Source organism: Bradyrhizobium sp. USDA 4341 (genome assembly GCF_054063755.1).
The window spans coordinates 262,866-280,961 of record NZ_JBSSGO010000001.1; the positions used below are offsets into that span (position 1 = coordinate 262,866).

Consider the following 18,096-nt stretch of genomic DNA (forward strand, 5'->3'; position numbering starts at 1 on the left):
AGATGTCCGGTGCTGGCGCGCGACGTGGCACGAGATTTCATCGATCATCTGTGGTGATGGATGCTGCCAGCCTAACCGACCGGCGTTGCGCGTTGCGCACCGCGGGTGTGGCTTGGATCGTTCGAGCCAACCAATTTGCATCGGCACCCTATCGTTACATGGCGCATCGGGCGGCGGCCAAAGCACGACGCCGTCAGCTCATCCGTTATCGGAACGGGCTTGCTTCGATTCGTTGATAAGAAATCTGGTTGCGATCCGGTTCTGCCGTTTGGAGTGATCTATATCGACCGGTCAGTCTACTTCTATAGCGGCGATGCCCGGAGTCAAGGCGCGATACTCAATCAACGAGAGAATGTAATGACGTTTCAATCGTGCCGTGCTTCGCGACGCATCTAATGCTGCGACACCATGCCGCAACAGCATGAATGTTCTTGTCGCTCGCGCGTTTGGGCGGCGAGGAGATCCCAGTCGGGCGGAGCACGTTGCTGCTTGGTCGTGAAGCAGGGCGCGCGATAAGAGCGAGTGACACAACTTCATCCGCTAATTGTCACATTCATAACGCGCGCCTCACATCGCGCGTTATGAATAGAACCTCTCCTGCGCGCGTGCCGTGGTCCGCGCTCAGGCCTTCTTTGTGCGGGTGAGATAGAAAAAGCAAAGCGCGCTCAGCGCTGTTGCGAGCAAGTTGAAATAAGTCGCGGTACCCAGCGCGTGTCCGTAGTGATAGCTCCTGGTCTCCACCGTGAGCGCGAGCGGTTCTGGCAAATTGGCGAAGAAGGCTACGCCGACGATCGCTACGCCAAATGCTGCTCCCAATGTCTGCATTGTGCCGACCATACCGGAGGCCATGCCGGCCTGCGCTTCGGGAACTGTGGAAAGATTGGCGTTGAGGGCAAGCGGGATAGTCAGGCCCTGGCCGAAGCCATTGAAGACCAATGAAGCCACCATTAGCGGCGCGCTAGCCGGAACGATGAAGGCGACGAGTACGGACAGAGTGAGACCGATGAAGAAGGCGCCGACGCCGAGCAGCAGGGATCGGCCCCCCAGACGCCGCACGATAGCGGGACTTAGACGCGCGGCGGTGATGAACGCCAGCGCGGTAGGAGTGAAAATCAGCCCGGCGACAAGCGGGCTGTAGCCGAGGCCCGCTTGCAGAAGCAGCGTCAGCGACAGGAAAAACGAGCTGATGGAGGCGAAGAACAAGAATACGCCGATCACGCCGGCAAGCAGGCGGTGATTGGAGAGCATGGTGATATCGAAGATTGGAACTTGGCCCCGGCGCACGAGTGCGGCCTCGAAGCGTGCAAACAGATAGAAGACGGCCACCGAACTGAGGGGGAGAACGATCGACCACCACGGCCAGCCGTGATCCTGGCCTTCGAGGAACGGAACGAACAGGATCAGCAGACCCGAGGCAAGGATGATCGCCCCCTTGACGTCCAATCGAGCGGGAACCGGGACCCGGGTTTCGATGATCCACATTGAGCCGAGCAGGAGCATCACCAGACCGACCGGCACGTTGATCAAGAAGACGAGGCGCCAACCAAGGCCGAACAGGTCATAGGTAACGAGCAGGCCTCCGCCAATCTGCGCGATAGGCGAAGCCAGGCCCTGGACGATGCCCATGATGCTAAAGGCTTTTGGCCGCGCTTCGCCTTCGAACAACACACGGATGGTTGCCAGGATCTGAGGCATCAGGAGCGCTGCGCCTATGCCTTGCAGAACTCTCGCCGCGACGAGGAATGCTGCTGATGGTGCCACGCCGCACAGGGCCGATGCGACGGTGAAGACGCCTGTTCCGATCAGAAACAGCCGCTTTCGGCCGTACAGATCGCCGAGGCGTGCGCAGTTCATGAGAAACACGCCATAGGCGGCGCTGTAGGCGACCATCACCAATTGCAGATCGGCGGGACTCGCATGCAGATTCTGCCGGATGCGCTCCAGAGCGATATTGACGATGAACAGGTCGAGGGTCGTCATGAATATCCCCGACACCAGCACCGCCAGCGCGTACCAGCGATCACGTGCCGGCTCGCTAGAGACGCGGACAAGCCCAATGTCGACGAGCTTTCCCTGGGCTGCATTCTGGTCGGCAGACGACGCGAGTTTCATTAGGAGCTCCCTTGGCTGCGGTTTCGTCAGATTGCTGTTCGTATGACGTCTGCGAATACTTTCGATTGCGCTCGACGCCCGATGCATGCCGAATCTGACCGTTCGCCGGCTAGCGTTAAGCGCGGCGCCGAGCATTGGTCGCGCGTGAACGCGCGCCGCGTCGCAGCGCCATGCGCACGACACGCGATCAACGCCGAGCAACATATTTGCTGATGATCCTGACGCGGCGTTGCTCGATTGACCACTGGCACAAATGCCGATTATGATGAAAATCGTGCCAACCGCTCATGGTAAGCTGTCATGAACGCTCCGAAGATCGCCATTCTGACCTATGACGGGGTCAACACCTTCGAGCTGGGGATCGCCATGGAGGTGTTTGGCCTGCCCAACATGGGGCCCGGCTGGTACGACGTTGCGGTCTGCGGCGATCAAAAACGCGGAGCGACAACGAGTTCGTGCCGCGTTCAAATCAAGGCCAGCAGAGGGCTGGATGCGCTGAACGATGCAGAAACCGTGATCGTGCCGGGATGGCAGGATATCGACGCACTGCCGCCGCGTAACATTCTTCAGCGCCTGAGGGCGGCGCATGCCCGCGGCACCAGGATTGCGACGATCTGTGCGGGTGTGTTCGTGCTGGCGGCGACGGGCCTGTTGTCGGGGCGTCGTGCGGCGGTGCATTGGGCTCAGGCCGAGGCGCTCAAGCGGAAGTATCCGGATATTGAAGTCGACTCCCGCGTACTATACGTTGACGATGGGGATATCCTGAGTTCGGCGGGCCGCGCTGCCGGATTGGATCTTTGTATTCACATCGTCGAACGTGATTTCGGGACCCGGGTCGCCAACGACGTGGCGCGCCGATTGGTCGTTCCGGCGCATCGCGAAGGAGGCCAGGCCCAGTACATTCCGCGCCGCACGCGGCCGGGGCGTAACGCCATGGGTGATCTCCTGGGCTGGATCAAGCAGAATCTCGAAGAAGACCTGGCGATCGAGCGGCTGGCGGAGCGGGCGCGCATGTCGCGCCGGACTTTCATCCGACGGTTCGTGGATGCAACAGGCACCATGCCGGGAGAGTGGATCACGCTCGAGCGGATGAACCATGCGAAGATGCTGCTCGAGGATACTCGGGCCTCAATCGAACAGGTTGCCGAGATGTCGGGGTTCGGCTCGGTCGATACGCTGCGTCACCATTTCCGCGCCCATCTGGCGACGAGCCCGATGCGGTATCGGGCCTGCTTTCAGAAGACGTTTCCGGAAAAGCGCCGCAGCTAGTGACCGCGAGGGTGGCGTAGCATTGAGAACGTCTCGTTGGAGCGGGGCCCGCCATCTTCTGAAGGCGCCCCCACACCCTAACAACGGCGCTCGGCAACGCACCAAGCCTACTATGGTGTCTGGCGCATTCTTGCTCTAGTCTTGAGTTAGCGAAACCAATCCGTTCTTGTCTGATGCGCTCAAAGAGACAAAAAGTCCTAGAGACGGCTATCCGCCTGTTTGAGCTCGAAGGCATTCAAGCCATCGGTATCGAGCGCATCATCGTGGAATCCGGCGTCACGAAGATGACGATGTACAATCAGTTTGGATCCAAGGAGTCGCTGGTCGTCGAGGCACTCGAGGAGTGCGCACGACGCTCCATGCAGTCCCTGAAGGCATTTGTTGACAAGAGCCGCTCCCCGCGCGGCAAGGTGAGGGCGATATTCCTTTGGCATGATCAATGGTTTCGTCGTGCCAATTTTGAAGGTTGCGTGTTCAACAACGTTGCGGGCGAAATTCACGACGGAGATTCCGCAGTCCGTCGTGTGGTGCTACGTTATAAGCGTGACATGGAACGATATTTCGCGTCTGTCCTGGCCGACCAGGGGATTGAGTCTTCCAAACGGTTGGCAACCCGCATCATGCTTCTTGTGGAAGGAGCTACCGCGATGGCCTATGTGTGCGGTAAACGCGACGCAGCCATCAAGGCATGGGAAGCATTTGAGCCCTCGCTCAAAGCGCACGAGCTTCTCACAGCGGTTTGAAGTGCGGCGGGCTGCCTGCAGCACGATCCGAGATTATCGGCGCGGTTGCAGGCTCCTGGTTACCTCGCTGCGGCATGCTGTGCCGCGATGGCGCGACCGAACTCCAGGGTCTGCCCGTCGTCGGGGATACGGAGCTGCGCGGCAGATACTCCGCGAGCGAGCGCGTGCTGCCGCAAATCGGCGCGACCGACCGTTGCATGATCCAGCGAATCAAGATGAGTCGCAACGACAATAGCTTCAGGCGCGGCGTTACACACCGCAACAGCCTGCTCGGCGTCCATGGCGATCGGCACGCCCTCCCACAGAGCCCCACATGGATGGATCACAATGATGTCGGGACGGGTGTCGCGTATTGTCGCTTCGACGGGCGGATACAACACTGTGTCGCCCGACCAGTAGAGCGTCGGTTCGCGCGGAGCTTCGATGCTGAAGCCGATCACGGGGCCCATCTTCTCGACGACGGCGCCAAAACCGTGCCGTCCGTCGCGCCGCGTTAGCCTGATGCCTTGCCAATCGATGGTGTCGGTCAGTGGCGTCACATTCTCGAAGCCGAAGGCGCGGATCTTGTCCTCATCGCCCGGCTGGCTGATCAGCGGCAGTTGCTTTGGCACCAGCGACTGAGCAACGGAATCGAAATGATCCGAGTGTAGATGGGAGACGATGACAAGCTCAACGCCGTCGAGAATCTCGTCGGTGCTGGTTGGAAGGTCCACCAGCGGATTGCGCGAGCGCCCTGCCAAGGCTGGCCGACTGTGCTTCGGCGCGAAGAACGGATCGATCAAGATCCTGCGGCCGGCTACCTCCAGTTTTAGGGTGGCATTACGCAAAAGCCTCAGTTTCATCGATGTACTCCTTTTTGAGATCGATTTCGAGGTTGCTGCTCGGGCGGTGCCAGGATCGACTGGAAAGACCTTGGGCGCGCCTGCACTAATCGACGATCGTTAGCGTGCGCACGCGCGTTGGCCAGTGGCAAGGATGACAGTTATCGGGAACATCATGCCATTCCGGTTTGGACGATCACAATGCGACGTCACCACAGCGGGCGGCACGTAACGACCGGGTGCGTGCGCACGCGCCCGCAGGAGCAGCTTTCCTTTGACAGAAGAGTCGCATCAGGCTGGCTCAGCACAGCATGCATTGGGGACATCGACGCGCAACGGCGTTTCTAAGAACGGATCGAACGCAAAACAGAACGCGTGTCGGCGCCGTTTGCATGGTGGGTTTATCGCTTTTTCCCGGCAGCACTCGACATTGCGCATCGTCGACAACATCATCGCCTCTTGGACCAGCTTTTGGATTCATTTCGAGATAACAAGAATGTCGCCTGGATCATCCTTTCGGCCGGACCAACGCACGAAGGCCAGCGAACCGTGATGTCATCGACTTTTCTGGAGCTCGATGGCATCTGCAAGCGCTACGGCGAGCTGAATGCATTGGAATCTTTTTCTCTCGAGGTTGCTCGCGGAGAATTCTTGACATTGCTGGGACCATCCGGGTCCGGCAAGTCGACGTTGCTTGCGGTGCTCGCTGGTTTCACCGCGCCCGATCGCGGCTGCGTCTACCTGGATGGGGATGACATCACGCATCTCCCGCCGGAGACGCGCCGGTTCGGCGTTGTGCCACAAGGTTACGGCCTTTTTCCTCATTTGACGGCCTACGAAAACATCGCCTTCCCATTGCGTGTGCGCCGTACCCCCAGAACACGCATCGACAGCCGTGTTCAAAAGGTGATGGAGCTCCTGCAAATTGAAGGCTTGGGCAACCGCCTCCCCATGCAACTTTCCGGCGGGCAGCAACAGCGCGTCGCGTTGGCACGGGCACTTTCCTTCGAGCCGGATCTGTTGTTGCTGGACGAGCCGATGAGCGCGCTTGACGCGTCCTTGCGGCGTGACTTGCAGGCGGAACTTGTTCGGCTTCATCGGCAGGTTGGTACAACTTTCATCCATGTCACGCACGACCAGCAGGAAGCGCTCGCCCTGTCCGACCGCATCGTCGTGTTGAATCGAGGCCGGGCCGAACAGGTTGGTTCGCCCCGCGCGATCTACGACCGCCCAGCAAGCCGCTTCGTCGCGAGCTTTCTCGGCAAGAATAATCTGCTCAACGCGATCGCGCTCAGCGGGGCCGACGGCTGGCTCCACCTTCGCTGGCAGGGCTATAGCATTGCGGCGAGGCCCGGAGCTGTTCCGCAGACTGCGGGTCCCTGCGTCCTTGCGGTTCGTCCCGAACACATCACCCTTGAGGTCGTTCGTGGCGGAGGATTGCATTCCGACGTCCGGATTCGCGGCAAAGCCATCAGCCGAAGTTTTCTGGGTGCCTCGACCGACGTTGTCGTCGCCGTAGGCGACGACACCTTGACGGTCACGTTGCCTGCTGCCGCACCGCCGATAGCGCCCGGCGAAGAGGTCTGGCTAACCTTCGACGCCGAACGACTTTGGTGTATGCCGAACAGCGATGCGACCTCGTCCCAGCTCTCCGCGGTCGCGTCGGAGCTGGCGGCATGAGCCCTGCGCTGACGGTAAAAAGAGGGGTGCCACGCTCCTGCCTTCCGGTCATATCGGTTCGCCCTCCGTCCGTGCAAGATCGGATGCTGGCTGGCTCCGCCTTTGTGCTCGTCGCGTCTTACCTCGTTCCGTTGGCGGGAGTGGTTGGCCTGAGCGTTCTGGTGCCGAAGCCAGGATTTGGCAATTACCTGGCTGTGCTTTTGAACCCAACGGTTCGCTCGGTCGTCGCAAACACTCTTTGGATCAGTTGCCTGACTGTGGGCGTTACGCTGCTCCTGGCATACGTGACCGCTTACGGGTTGGTGCAGGCCAGTCCGGCAGCTCGAAAACTCATGCTCGCCAGTGTGCTGCTGCCGTTATGGATTTCCGTGCTTGTCCGAAACTACGCGTGGATAGCCTTGCTTGCGCCTGGGGGAATCGCGAACAGCATCCTGTTGCACTGGGGCTGGCTGGAGCACCCCTTGTCGCTGGTGCGCAATACGTTCGGCGTCGTTCTGGGCATGGTGCACTACATGTTGCCTTACGCAATCCTGCCGATCTACGCCCAGATGGCGCAGATCGAAGGAACTCTGCCGCAGGTGGCGCGGTCGCTGGGTGCAAACCGCCTCCAGACTTTCGTTCGCGTCTTCTTGCCACTATCGCGACCCGGCCTGGCAGCCGCGGCGTTCATTATCTCGATCATGTCGCTGGGCTTCTATTTGACCCCCGCCATTCTGGGCGGTGGCAAGACCGTCATGGTGGCGGAATTCATATCCGTCCAGGTGACGGAAACACTGCGCTGGGATATCGCGACGACTCTGAGCACATTGCTCCTCCTCGTCACAGGCGGGCTGGTATGGCGGTTTAGCTACCTGCTCGACCTGGTCACGGCCAAGCCGAAGACATGAGCACGCGTTCACCCATGATCGCGGTTCCATTCGGGCCCGCGCGCTACATCTCTCTTCTGGTGACAACATTCCTCGTGCTGCCGTTGATTGCGATCGTACCGATGTCGTTCAGCGACACCCGCTTCCTGTCGGTGCCGCACAATGGCTTGTCCACGCTGCACTATCAGCGCCTGTTCGGCGATCCGACCTGGCGTGATAGCCTGCTGCATAGCGTCGGAATCGCGTTTCCGGCTGCAAGTCTTGCCGTCCTGCTCGGTCTCGCGTTCTGCCTCGGTGCATGGCAGCGACAGGGCCGCGCGGTTCGTCTCCTGAGGATATTGATGCTCGGACCGTTAATTGTGCCCGGGATTGTTCATGCCGTTGCCTACCATCGCGCCTTGTCGATGCTGGGGCTGTTCGACAGCTTCACGGGAACCATACTCGTTCACGCGATCAAGGGACTACCGTTTGCCATACTCTCGATTTCCGCCGCGTTGTCCTCGGTGCATCCGGCAACGCTGCAACTCGCTCGCAGCTTTGGGGCCTCGCCGGTACAAGCGCTCCTGAAGGCGCTGTTGCCGCAGATTCGCTACGGCATTGCGGCGGGCTTTGTGCTCGCGCTGGTTACCTCCTGGGACGAGATCGTTGTGACGCTATTCATCACGAGCCGCAACGTGAACACTTTGCCGAAGCAAATCTGGCAGAGCCTCTTCCTGAATCTCGATCCCATCGTTGCGGCGCTTGGCACTCTGGCGTTGGCCGCAACATTGCTGGCGCTTGCAGCCCTGTCCTTACGCGACGCCCGCCCTCTTGTTGTTGCCGGCTTCCAAGAGGATCGCTTGAATTGAAAGGAGATGTCATGCCTGATTTTTCGCAAGATGCCGATTATATGCAGCACCTCGAGCGGTCGCTCCGGGCGGCGACGCAAGGCAAGACCGTCCATCGCCGCCACTTCCTTCAGCTCTTGTCGGCGCTGGGCGTCGGTACAGGCTCGCTGGCTTTCTCACCTTCCGCGAATGCGCAGCAGAACGAGCTTGTCGTTGCCAATTGGGGTGGCGACGCGCTGCCCGCCCAGCGCGACGTCCTCGCGGCGGAGTTCATCAAACGTTATCCGGGCAGCCGTGTCGCATTCGACACGACGGGTCCCACGCCCGGAAAGATCAAGGCAATGGTCGAGTCGAGCAATGTTGCATGGGACGTGGCCGACCGAAATCTCCTGTCCGCGCTGGAACTCGGCCGGCAAGGCCTGCTGGAAAAAGTCGATGAATCAATTGTCGACCTCAACGCGGTGCCAAGCCAGTTCCGGACCGAATGGGGTGTCGGCTCATACTTCTTCTCGTTCGTCATCACTTACGATACCGCGCGCTTTGGTGTGACGCCGCCGCGAACGTGGAAGGATGTCTGGGACACGCAGAATTTCAAGGGAAAGCGCGCGTTGCGCAACAATGTCGAGGGTGTTCTGGAGTCGGCCCTGCTGGCGGACGGCGTTGAACGGGACAAGCTCTACCCGCTGGATGTCGATCGGGCCCTGGAGAAGGTGCGTGCGATCAAGAAGGACACGATCTTCTACAGCAATACGTCGGAAGCCCAGCAGTTGCTCCGATCGGGCGAGGTATCGATCGGTAGCCTCTGGAATACGCGTGCGCAGGGCGTGAAGGAGGACACGAAGGGACGGGTCAATTATCACTTCAATGAGGGCATTCTCCTGATCGCCGCCTGGAACGTTCTGAAGGGAACGAAGAACGCCAAGGATGCCTGGCGATGGGTGGCGCTATCGCAAGATCCGGCGCTTCAGGTGACGCTTCTCACTAGGCTGGGTTGGGGACCGATCAATCCGGCCGCTAACAAGCTCGTTCCAGACGAATTGCAGGCGCAAAACCCAGGCTCACCTGAAAACCTCGCGCGTCAGGTGGCGGTCGATACCGAATGGTACGCTCGAAACTATTTCGAGGTTCAGAACCGATACCTCGACATGCTTGCGTCATGAGCATGGCTGACGACGCTCCAATTCACGCTGCGGCTCCGCTCACCTTCATGGGCGCGCCCTTTGTGGCCCACGTACCGCCGCAATCCCGAGCCATCATCGGCGGAGTTCCGTTTGATGCCGGCCAACATGCCTCGCGCCTGGGCTCGCGGCTTGGACCGCGAAGCGTGCGTGAACAGTCGATCCAGTTGCGCGCGGTGGATCCCGACAGCGATTGCGACGTCCTGGCGGCGCTCGGACTGGTCGACGTCGGGGACGCGCGCGTGCAGCACGGCGATCTCGACGCCTCTCAGCGCGCCATCGCCGATTTCGCAGGCACCCTCGTCAACACAAATGCGGTTCCAGTGATGATCGGAGGGGACGGCAGTGTCACACTGCCTCTGCTCCACGCGGTGTCACGCCGCTATCCGGAGCTCGCGGTCGTGCATCTGGATGCACACACGGATGCTTACCCGCTAACTGGAAATATCGGACCGGCGGCCTTCCATCGGGCCGTCGAGGCACGGCTGCTTGACCCGTCCGCATCGTTCCATATCGGGCTGCGCGGTCCGGTCTCCTCGAAGGGTCTCTATGCGCACGCTCGCCAGCTTGGCTATCAGCTAGTCACTATCGCGCAGCTCCTGGATCGCGGCATTGCGACGGTGTTCGACGAAGTGAGCCACCGGCTCGCCGATCGTCCCGTCTATGTTTGCTGGGATATGGATTTCTTCGATCCGTCGGTGGCGCCCGGCGTCATCACCCCGAGCTGGGAGGGCGTCACAGCACGGGAGGGTCTGCAGGTCGCACGATCGCTGCGCCGGCTCAACATCGTTGCGATCGACATCAACTGCGTCAGCCCACCCCACGATGCCGCGGGTCTCGCCGCATTTCTCTGCGCTCGGATCATCCTCGAGTTTCTCATCGGCCTAGCCACGTCGCACAAGGCATCTGAAAGGTAGCGATCGCCATGAATGTAGCGACCCCCATCACGCACTTGGATCGCGGGTCCTCGCACACTGCCGCTCGTGTGATTCGGACGTCCGAGGAAGCGCTTGCGGTGGCGCGAGAGCTTGCCCCGGCGTTGGCCGCCGGTGCGTCCGAGCGGGACAGTCAGCGCCGCCTGCCGCACGAGGAAGTCAGGCAATTCGCACAAAGCGGATTGTGGGGTATCGGCATCCGACCCGAGTTCGGCGGCGCCGGGGTTTCGTTCGAGACCATCATCGAGGTCGTGGCGACGATTTCGGAGGCCGATCCGTCGATTGGGCAGCTTCCGCAGAACAATTATCTGTTGCTCGAGAACCTGCATCGCATCGGCACTGAGGAACAGAAGCGTTTCTTCTTTGCTGAAGTGCTGAGCGGTAAAGTGATCGGCAATGCGTTCGCCGAAGCCGGCGGAAGGGATGTGCAGGACATCCGCGGCCGCATCAGTCGAACGGCCAAAGGCCTGAGACTGAGCGCCCACAAGGTCTATTGCACCAACGCGCTGTTCGCAGACTGGATACCCGTCTCCGGCGTCGACGATGATGGCAACGTCGTTTATGCCTATGTGGCGCGCGATGCTGTCGGGTTATCGGTCGTCGACGACTGGAACGGATTCGGGCAACGAACGTCGGCAAGCGGCACGGTCATTGCCAATGACGTTGAGGTCAATCCCGCGCATGTCGTCGAGCGCCACAAATCCTTTTCTAAGCCGAGCTTGAGCGGTCCTTTCGCGCAGCTCTTGCATGCCGCCATCGACCTCGGAATTGCGCGGGCCTCCTTTGCGGAGGCGGTGCGGCTTGCGCGCGGAGCGTCGCGTCCCTGGATCGATAGCGGAGTGGAACGTCCACAGGATGACCCCCATACGATCGCCTCGCTCGGTGATCTCCAAATCCGGGTGCACTCCGCCGGAGCGATGGTTGAAAGGGCCGCCCGCATCCTGGATGCGGTGCGGGACCATCATGACGAGGCGGATGTTGCGCGCACCTCTATCGCGGTCGCCGAGGCGAAAGTGCTGGCAAACGATACGGCGCTGTTCGCCTCATCAAAGCTGTTCGAGTTTGGTGGCGCGAGCAGCGCTCGCACAAGCCTCAACCTCGATCGGCACTGGCGCAACGCCCGCACGCATACGCTGCATGACCCCGTGCGGTGGAAGTATCATTTGATCGGCAACTATGTTCTGAACGAACGAAATCCGCCCCTTCACAACTGGGCTTGAGAATGCGGAGACACGATGCGTTGAGCAGACCTGACGACCACGAACTACCATTCGCAAACTTTGCGAGAACTCCGATGCGCGAGTCATGCAGCTGCCATGCGTGGCCGGGGCGTCGAAGATCTTACGACGGGAAGGGGTGAGGGATACGACCGACCAAAGGGAATAACGAAGCGGCGACGCTTGGCATGATTTTCACGACAATTGTCATTCGTACTCCTAGTCAATTTCGATCCAGCCAAAATACCATCGATATGACGGCTTCTGAGCGGTGTTGACGCATTCGGACGCCGGAAATCGAGTAGGCAACGATCGAATCATTGAAGGGAGTGCAAAATGGCGGACATGATGCGGGGATCCAATGGCGCTTCACTTCACGCGCTCTGAATTTGAGGGGCGACAGCAGCGGCTGCAAAATGAATTGATCCGGCTTGGCCTGTCGGGCCTTTTGATATTTCGACAGGAAAGCATGTATTGGCTCACCGGCTATGACACATCCGGATACTCGCAGTTTCAGTGTCTTTGGTTCGGCGTTAGCGGCGACATGGTGTTGCTGACGCGTTCCGCGGACACTCGGCAGGCACGGCTGACTTCGACAGTCGACGATGTCCGCCTCTGGGTCGACCAGCATGGAGCGAACCCCGCAGAGACGTTATTTGGTGCGATCCGTGATCGCTTCAAAGTCGGCAGCCGGATCGGTGTCGAATATGGCGCCACGACGCTCAATGCACAGCGCGGCAAGCTGGTGGACGCGGCATTTGCCGAGGATGCCAAATTGGAGGATGCGTCGGAGCTGATCTCGGCCCTGCGCCTCATCAAGTCTCCCGCCGAGCTTGTCTATGTTCGCGAGGCAGGCCGCATTGCGGATCAGGCGTGGCGAAACGGACTGGCCAAATGCGTGCCGGGAAATTCCGAGTCCGATATCCTGGCGGAACTATACGGCACGGTCCTCAAGGCGGGAGGCGATCCGGCAGCTGGACGTTTCGTCTGCGGGGCCGGCGAAAACGCTCTGCAGTGCCGCTATTTCACCGGTAAAGGGACGATCGGCGAGATCGACCAGGTGACGGTAGAGTTCGCCGCAGCCTATCGTCACTACCATGTAGTCCTCATGCGAACCGCGTTGGTCGGGCAGGCGAGCGCGACGCAACATCGCATGCATGCTGCGGCGGTCGAGGCGCTCGCCGCCTGCCAGCAGCGGCTGATGCGTGGATTTACCTTCGGTGATTTGTTCGATGCTCACGCCGAGGTGCTCGATCGCCACGGTTTTTGGCATGCGAGACTCAACGCATGCGGCTATAGCCTCGGAACGTCCTATCCACCAACGTGGATGGAGTGGCCGATGGCCTATACAGGCAATCCAGTGTCCATCGCGCCTGGAATGGTGATCTTCCTGCACATGATCCTTCTCGACAGCGAAGCTCGTCTCGCGATGAGCCTCGGGGAGACCTTCATCGTAACGGATGAAGCACCCGAGCGTCTTTCGGCCCTCGATCACTCCCTTCCCCTCGTGAGGTGAGAAACCGATATGAGCACGGTCAAGGGGCAAAGCGTCGAGGTGCGATCGCTGAGTAAGAGCTATGGCCCGACTGTTGCGCTCGATGATCTGTCCCTCACCGTACAAGCTGGCGAATTTCTCGCAGTTCTTGGTCCGAGCGGATCGGGGAAGTCGACCGCCCTCATGACGATCGCCGGCTTCGAATTTGCAGACCGCGGCCAGATCCTGATCGGCGGACAGGCCATCGACCGTGTGCCAGCCCACCGACGCGGCATCGGTATGGTGTTTCAACGCTATGCGCTGTTCCCCCACCTTACCGTCGCGGAGAATCTTGCCTATTCGTTGCGGCGGCGGGGTTGTTCGGACCAGGAGATCCGGCAGCGGGTCGCGACGGCGCTCGATCTTGTCAAACTGACCGGCCTTGGCGCGCGATCGATTGGCGAACTGTCCGGCGGCCAGCAGCAGCGCGTCGCGATCGCGCGGGCGACGATCTCCAATCCGACGGTGCTTCTGATGGATGAGCCGATGAGTGCGTTGGACAGGAAACTGCGGCAGCACATGCAACTCGAGCTCAAGCTGCTTCAGAAAGAGCTCGGCACCACCGTTATTCTCGTTACCCATGATCAGGAAGAGGCGATGTCGATGGCAGATCGCATCGCGCTGCTGGATCAAGGCCGACTTCGTCAGGTGGGTACGCCGGCAGCTCTCTATCATCGCCCGGCCGATGCATTTGTCGCTGACTTCATCGGCCGCACAAACTTCCTGCCGCTCTCCACCACCAGCCTGCGCGTCGTCGGATTTGCGACGGGGATCGCACATGCGCTTGCGGCGGATAGTCCGAGAACAGGTGCAAGGGCCGGGGTTCGCCCGGAAGATGTCCTGCTTTGTCCCGAACATGAGGGGGGCGAAGCCTGCTTCATCATCGAGACAGCTTTCAGCGGATCGACCCAAACAGTGCTGGTGGAGGCGGCCGGACACCGGCTGATCGCCGAACAGCCAGCTCGCGAGCGTGCCTGGCGGCCGGGCGACGTGGCCGTCCTGCGCTTCCGTCCGGGTAGCATTCGTCTATTCGACCAATCCCCCGTCACAAATCAGGAGAACTCCCATGCCGCTTGAACTCACCCGACGGACATTGCTTGGCGGCGCGGTGCTGGCGGGTGGTGCGCGGTTCACCTTTCCGGCACCAGCCATTGCTGGGTCAATACTGAAAGGCAGCGGCTCAGTGGTCGTCCATGACGGCGGCGGGTCCATGGGGGCAGCTCAACTGAAGGCCTACTCCGAACCCTTTGAAGCGGAAACCGGAATTAAGGTCATTCATCAGCCAGGCGTGGCGTCCGGCGTGCAGTTGGCGGCAGTCCTGGCAGGAGCTCCCAAGCACGACGTCTCTCTGCTCTCCGGAGGCGCTATCGCCAACTTCGAGAAGGACAAACTGCTGCTTCCCATCGACTACGATCTCTGGGCGAGCAAGGATCGAGAGGGCTATGACGTCATTGCTGCCGAGAACAACTACGCGCCCGCAATGATCTACTCGATGCTGATTGCATATGAAGCCGCGAAGTACGGAAGCAAGGCCCCATCGAGCTGGGCTGATCTATGGAATTCTCGAGATTTTCCCGGAAGGCGGACACTTGCCGCCGGGACGAATGCCGCAGATGGCGCGACCTATGAGATCGCGCTGCTGGCCGATGGTGTTCCACCCGAAAAGCTCTATCCGCTGGACTGGAAGCGTGCGTTTCGGAGCCTCGACAATCTGCGAAGCAATGTCGTCAAATGGTGGGCCAGCGGAGCCGAATCGGTGCAGCTCCAGGTCGACCAACAGGCAACGGTTGGAAGCGCCTGGAATGGACGCATCGACAGCGCGAATGATCAAGGAGCAAAGATCGGCAAGAGCTGGAATCAGGGCATTTTACAATGGGCAGCCTGGGCCGTTCCAAAGGGAGCCTTGAATGTTGAGAATGCGCAGAAATACATCGCCTATATGAGCCGTCCGGAGCCTCAGGCGAGATTCTCGGAGCTTATCACCTATGGACCCACCAACGCTCGAGCGTTCCAACACCTGTCCAAGGAGCGGGCAGAGTTGATGCCTACGGCGCCCGAGTTCAAGGAGCGACAGATTGTCCAGGACTACGCCTTCTGGAATGAGGTGGATACCACGGGAGAAACTGGCTTGCGACGCGCCATCGTTGAGTGGGAGCGCTGGATCGCTGGAGGCTAAGATCACCAATTTCTCTGATGGGCGATCCGGGCGGGCGGGACGGATAGCTCTCTATTTTCCCGGAGTTGCGCTTCTGATTGTCGGCTACGCCGCGCCGATGGCCATCGTCGTCTGGATCAGCCTGCGGCATCAGGGGCATTGGAGCATTCAGGCCTACACCGAGATCATTCGCACGCCCGTCTTGTTGGGAATTTTCCTCAAGACCCTATGGATGGCATTTTCCGTCACCGGGCTCTGTGCGTTGCTGGGATATCCCTATGCCTATTTCGTAGCGACCCGGATCCGCCGCTATGCCATTCCGATCATGATGCTGGTAGCGATCCCCTATCTGACCAGCATCCTGATCCGTTCCTATAGCTGGATCGTGATCCTCGGCAGCTCCGGCATTGCGAACCGGCTCCTCATTGCCGTCGGGCTGACACGCGAACCCTTGCCGCTCGTCTTTAGCAGCTTTGGCAGTTATGTCGGCATGGTCCACATCCTTCTGCCGATGATGATCCTGCCGCTCTACGGCGCCTTTCGGAGATTTGATCCTGCGCTGATCAAGGCCGCGCAGAGCCTTGGCAGCGGCCCGGCGACCGTCTTTTGGACGGTCGTTTTTCCGCTCTCGCTCCCGAGACTGGCGGCCGGATGTGCGATGGTCTTTCTATGCGCCCTCGGCTTTTACATCACACCAGCCATGCTTGGAGCCCCTGGCGACTACATGGTGGCCCAGGCTATTGAAGTCCGCGTCTCGACATTGGCGGATTTTGACTTCGCAGCGGCCCTGGCTTGCATGCTGTTTTTCGGGGTGACCGCGTTCCTGGCCCTGTTTCGCGGGAACATTGTCGCTCCGGGATCTGTCGGGCAGGATCGATGGCGGTCCGGGCGAGGCGGCCCCGGGGCCTGGTATCGGCGATTGGGTATCGACCACGCGGCGATAGCTCTGCTCACTTTGTGCGATGCAATGGCTTTTGTCGCCAGCCCTTGTCTCTTCATCCTCTTCGTTTTGGTCCTGCTGTTCCTGCTGGCGCCGATGATCGTCGTCGTCATGATCGCGTTCAGCAATGCACCCTATCTCATGTTTCCACCTCCGGGCCTTTCTATACGCTGGTTTAAGTCACTGCTCGCCGATCAACGCTGGCGCGACGCGGCCCTCTTCAGCTTCAGCATGGCCGCACTTTCCGCTTCCACGGCATCGCTGGTGGGGACAGCTTATAGTGTCTCTCTCACTAGAGGTGCCTTCCGCGCACGCGGGGGCATGTGGCTGGCCGCGATTGTCCCGATGATCCTGCCCCAAATCGTGCTTGGGCTCGGGTTGTTCTTCCTCACTGCTGCATTGAACCTCAACGGTACAATCGCCGGTTTCTGGCTCGGCTTTACGGTTCTCGGATTTCCCTACGTGGTCATTATCATGACGGCCGCCTTGCAAAACAGCGACATGGATGTCGAGCGAGCGGCAGTCGGTTTAGGGGCCGCGCCGATGACAGCCTTCTTGACAGTTACGCTGCCACTTCTCGTTTCCGCCCTGTCCAGCGCCTTCCTCTTCGCCTTCCTCGCCGGGTTTGATGATCTCGTCTTGAGTATGTTCTTGAGCTCGCCATCCAAAACTCCACTCGCAATGTTGATGTGGCAGGATATTCATCTGGAAATCAGCCCCAAGACAGCCGTAGTCGGCGCTCTCCAATTGGCCGTGTTATTGACGGTATCCATGCTCGCGGTCTTCCTGAGGAAATCCAAAGGCGCAATTGAAAAGTTCTGAATGATCCTATCGCGAGTGCTTGTGCCGACGCTATGCGCGCCCTGGAACGTCGAGGAAGGACTGAGCGAAGGTTGGATGCCTCAGCCCAACAGTGGTGGCGAGTTGACTGTGGCAGGAATTCGTAGGGTTGATTTCTCGGTGGTTTGCATCGACGCTCGACATTCGCACGCGGCTTTGTCTGCACGCTTGATTGTGAATTGACCTGCAATCCGTTCACTTGCCTGCCTCGACCAGGAGCCTTGCCAAAGAGTCTTGGCACAATTTTCATGGTAATTGTCACTCACGCTCCTGGCCAATTTCAATCCACCCCAAATATTAGTTAGTCGTATGAATGTTTCCGAAGCCATCGAGCGGCGCATTTCGGTCCGTTCCTTCAAGCCCGATCCGGTGTCCGAAAAGTGCGTAGTCACGCTGTTGGAGAAAGCCCGACGCTCACCTTCGGGAGGGAATCTTCAGCCATGGCGTGTCTACGCGCTCACGGGTGGTCCGCTCGACGAACTAAAGAGGCGCGTTAGCGCAAATCCCATTGGGGAGCCTCCAGAATACCAGATTTACCCAAACTCGCTGTGGGATCCCTATCGGCGCCGGCGCTGGGAGTACGGAGAGGATCTCTATGCGGTGATGGGCATTCCGAGGGAAGATCGCGCTGGTCGGATGCGACAACTGACTCGAAACGGGCAGCTGTTCGGTGCGCCGGTCGGCCTGTTTTTCTGTCTCGACCGAAGGCTGGGCTCGCCGCAGTGGGCGGACCTCGGTATCTTCATCCAGACGGTGATGCTACTTGCCGTCGAAGAAGGACTCTCGACCTGTACGCAGGAATACTGGTCGCGCTACCCAAAGACCCTGACGGAATTGCTCGGATTGTCCGCTGAGGAATTGGTCTTCTGCGGGATGGCCTTGGGCTTTGCAGACGAAGATCCGATCAACACACTTAGAACCAGGCGAGATCCGATTTCCGATTGGACCGTCTTGCGCGGCTTTAGTTGATTTGAGCCCA

At 59.9% G+C, this 18,096-nt stretch carries 15 protein-coding genes; 13 read left to right on the forward strand and 2 right to left on the reverse strand.

Features of this window, described 5'->3' with window-relative positions; translation table 11 throughout:
* Positions 1–621 precede the first annotated feature (621 nt).
* Entirely contained in the window at positions 622–2,112 is a 1,491-nt protein-coding gene (locus ACVIGB_RS01235; protein ID WP_456717469.1) for an MFS transporter, read from the reverse strand.
* A gap of 300 nt (positions 2,113–2,412) precedes the next feature.
* On the opposite strand from ACVIGB_RS01235, the gene ACVIGB_RS01240 reads away from it, so the two are divergent.
* On the forward strand, positions 2,413–3,381 hold the full coding sequence (locus ACVIGB_RS01240) for a helix-turn-helix domain-containing protein (RefSeq protein WP_456717468.1): 969 nt from the start codon (positions 2,413–2,415) through the stop codon (positions 3,379–3,381).
* 173 nt (positions 3,382–3,554) lie between these two features.
* Entirely contained in the window at positions 3,555–4,124 is a 570-nt protein-coding gene (locus ACVIGB_RS01245) for a TetR/AcrR family transcriptional regulator (protein WP_456717467.1), read from the forward strand.
* Positions 4,125–4,183: 59 nt separating this feature from the next.
* On the opposite strand, the gene ACVIGB_RS01250 is transcribed toward ACVIGB_RS01245, so the two are convergent.
* Positions 4,184–4,966: an MBL fold metallo-hydrolase gene (locus ACVIGB_RS01250; protein WP_456717466.1), complete on the reverse strand. Its 783-nt coding sequence runs from the start codon at positions 4,964–4,966 to the stop codon at positions 4,184–4,186.
* A gap of 354 nt (positions 4,967–5,320) precedes the next feature.
* On the opposite strand from ACVIGB_RS01250, the gene ACVIGB_RS01255 reads away from it, so the two are divergent.
* From ACVIGB_RS01255 to ACVIGB_RS01305, 11 genes are all read left to right on the forward strand, one after another.
* Positions 5,321–6,625, forward strand: a complete 1,305-nt coding sequence (locus ACVIGB_RS01255) for an ABC transporter ATP-binding protein (protein WP_456717465.1) — start codon at positions 5,321–5,323, stop codon at positions 6,623–6,625.
* A complete protein-coding gene (locus ACVIGB_RS01260; protein WP_456717464.1) occupies positions 6,622–7,512 on the forward strand; it encodes an ABC transporter permease in 891 nt (296 codons plus the stop codon). Before ACVIGB_RS01255 ends, ACVIGB_RS01260 begins: the two co-directional genes overlap by 4 nt.
* Positions 7,509–8,339, forward strand: a complete 831-nt coding sequence (locus ACVIGB_RS01265) for an ABC transporter permease (protein ID WP_456717463.1) — start codon at positions 7,509–7,511, stop codon at positions 8,337–8,339. The genes ACVIGB_RS01260 and ACVIGB_RS01265 overlap by 4 nt, the downstream gene beginning before the upstream one ends.
* Before the next feature lie 11 nt (positions 8,340–8,350).
* Positions 8,351–9,478, forward strand: coding sequence for an ABC transporter substrate-binding protein (locus ACVIGB_RS01270; RefSeq protein ID WP_456717462.1), 1,128 nt, complete (start codon positions 8,351–8,353; stop codon positions 9,476–9,478).
* Between the two features lie 47 nt (positions 9,479–9,525).
* Positions 9,526–10,413, forward strand: a complete 888-nt coding sequence (locus ACVIGB_RS01275; RefSeq protein ID WP_456749107.1) for an arginase family protein — start codon at positions 9,526–9,528, stop codon at positions 10,411–10,413.
* A gap of 8 nt (positions 10,414–10,421) precedes the next feature.
* Complete coding sequence (locus tag ACVIGB_RS01280) at positions 10,422–11,651, forward strand: SfnB family sulfur acquisition oxidoreductase (protein WP_456717460.1); 1,230 nt, start codon at positions 10,422–10,424, stop codon at positions 11,649–11,651.
* A 358-nt stretch (positions 11,652–12,009) separates the two neighbouring features.
* Complete coding sequence (locus ACVIGB_RS01285; protein WP_456717459.1) at positions 12,010–13,164, forward strand: M24 family metallopeptidase; 1,155 nt, start codon at positions 12,010–12,012, stop codon at positions 13,162–13,164.
* A gap of 9 nt (positions 13,165–13,173) precedes the next feature.
* Positions 13,174–14,259 (forward strand): ABC transporter ATP-binding protein, encoded by a 1,086-nt coding sequence (locus ACVIGB_RS01290; protein WP_456717458.1) that lies wholly within the window; start codon positions 13,174–13,176, stop codon positions 14,257–14,259.
* Positions 14,249–15,358: a polyamine ABC transporter substrate-binding protein gene (locus ACVIGB_RS01295; RefSeq protein WP_456717457.1), complete on the forward strand. Its 1,110-nt coding sequence runs from the start codon at positions 14,249–14,251 to the stop codon at positions 15,356–15,358. The genes ACVIGB_RS01290 and ACVIGB_RS01295 overlap by 11 nt, the downstream gene beginning before the upstream one ends.
* 97 nt (positions 15,359–15,455) lie before the next feature.
* Entirely contained in the window at positions 15,456–17,099 is a 1,644-nt protein-coding gene (locus tag ACVIGB_RS01300; protein ID WP_456717456.1) for an ABC transporter permease subunit, read from the forward strand.
* Positions 17,100–17,426: 327 nt separating this feature from the next.
* Positions 17,427–18,086 (forward strand): nitroreductase, encoded by a 660-nt coding sequence (locus tag ACVIGB_RS01305; protein WP_456717455.1) that lies wholly within the window; start codon positions 17,427–17,429, stop codon positions 18,084–18,086.
* Positions 18,087–18,096 lie beyond the last annotated feature (10 nt).

Bases quoted from the DNA above. Each gene is read 5' to 3' on its own strand.
- ACVIGB_RS01305 (WP_456717455.1), top strand. From the start codon at position 17,427: ATGAATGTTTCCGAAGCCATCGAGCGGCGCATTTCGGTCCGTTCCTTC.
- ACVIGB_RS01250 (WP_456717466.1), bottom strand. From the start codon at position 4,966: ATGAAACTGAGGCTTTTGCGTAATGCCACCCTAAAACTGGAGGTAGCC.
- ACVIGB_RS01280 (WP_456717460.1), top strand. From the start codon at position 10,422: ATGAATGTAGCGACCCCCATCACGCACTTGGATCGCGGGTCCTCGCAC.
- ACVIGB_RS01290 (WP_456717458.1), top strand. From the start codon at position 13,174: ATGAGCACGGTCAAGGGGCAAAGCGTCGAGGTGCGATCGCTGAGTAAG.
- ACVIGB_RS01285 (WP_456717459.1), top strand. From the start codon at position 12,010: ATGGCGCTTCACTTCACGCGCTCTGAATTTGAGGGGCGACAGCAGCGG.
- ACVIGB_RS01265 (WP_456717463.1), top strand. From the start codon at position 7,509: ATGAGCACGCGTTCACCCATGATCGCGGTTCCATTCGGGCCCGCGCGC.
- ACVIGB_RS01240 (WP_456717468.1), top strand. From the start codon at position 2,413: ATGAACGCTCCGAAGATCGCCATTCTGACCTATGACGGGGTCAACACC.
- ACVIGB_RS01295 (WP_456717457.1), top strand. From the start codon at position 14,249: ATGCCGCTTGAACTCACCCGACGGACATTGCTTGGCGGCGCGGTGCTG.
- ACVIGB_RS01235 (WP_456717469.1), bottom strand. From the start codon at position 2,112: ATGAAACTCGCGTCGTCTGCCGACCAGAATGCAGCCCAGGGAAAGCTC.
- ACVIGB_RS01270 (WP_456717462.1), top strand. From the start codon at position 8,351: ATGCCTGATTTTTCGCAAGATGCCGATTATATGCAGCACCTCGAGCGG.
- ACVIGB_RS01300 (WP_456717456.1), top strand. From the start codon at position 15,456: ATGGCCATCGTCGTCTGGATCAGCCTGCGGCATCAGGGGCATTGGAGC.
- ACVIGB_RS01245 (WP_456717467.1), top strand. From the start codon at position 3,555: ATGCGCTCAAAGAGACAAAAAGTCCTAGAGACGGCTATCCGCCTGTTT.
- ACVIGB_RS01260 (WP_456717464.1), top strand. From the start codon at position 6,622: ATGAGCCCTGCGCTGACGGTAAAAAGAGGGGTGCCACGCTCCTGCCTT.
- ACVIGB_RS01275 (WP_456749107.1), top strand. From the start codon at position 9,526: ATGGGCGCGCCCTTTGTGGCCCACGTACCGCCGCAATCCCGAGCCATC.